The following is a 553-nucleotide window of genomic DNA, read 5'->3' as shown; positions in this document are numbered from 1 at the left end:
CAGCAGTTCGTGTACCACTCCGGCGCCTTCATGAAGCCGCTGTTCTCGGCCGCCAAGCGCATCGTGCGGGGCGGCGGCAAATCGCGCATCGTCTTCACCGAAGGCGAAGACGAGCGCGTGCTGCGCGCCGTGCAGGTCATCGTCGACGAAGGGCTGGCGCGCCCGATCCTGGTGGGCCGTCCCGCCGTGCTGCTGTCGCGCATCGAGAAATTCGGCCTGCGCCTGCGGCTGGGCGAGGACGTGGAAGTCACCAACCCGGAATACGACGAACGCTTCCACCAGTACTGGACCACATATTGGGAACTGATGTGCCGCCGCGGCATCACCAAGGAGATGGCGCGCGTGGAAATGCGCCGCCGCCTGACGCTGATCGGCGCGATGATGGTGCACCTGGGCGATGCCGACGGCATGGTCTGCGGCACGGTCGGCGCCTATCACGATCACCTGCGCTTCGTCGACGAGGTGATCGGCCGCCGTCCGGGCGCCAACGTCTACGCCGCCATGAACATCCTGCTGCTCAACGAGCGCACGGTGGTGCTGGTGGACACGCACG

General features: G+C 66.7%; 1 protein-coding gene. It reads left to right on the top strand.

The window, feature by feature from the left end:
• Nucleotides 1-553, top strand: a 553-nt coding sequence (locus tag DK459_RS02120) for a phosphate acyltransferase (RefSeq protein WP_255412738.1), incomplete at both ends; no start/stop codon positions are given.

The sequence above is a fragment of the Achromobacter sp. RW408 genome (genome assembly GCF_003184165.1).
Classification (GTDB): Bacteria; Pseudomonadota; Gammaproteobacteria; order Burkholderiales; family Burkholderiaceae_B; genus Achromobacter; species Achromobacter xylosoxidans.
This window is presented reverse-complemented; position numbering and strand designations above follow the sequence as displayed.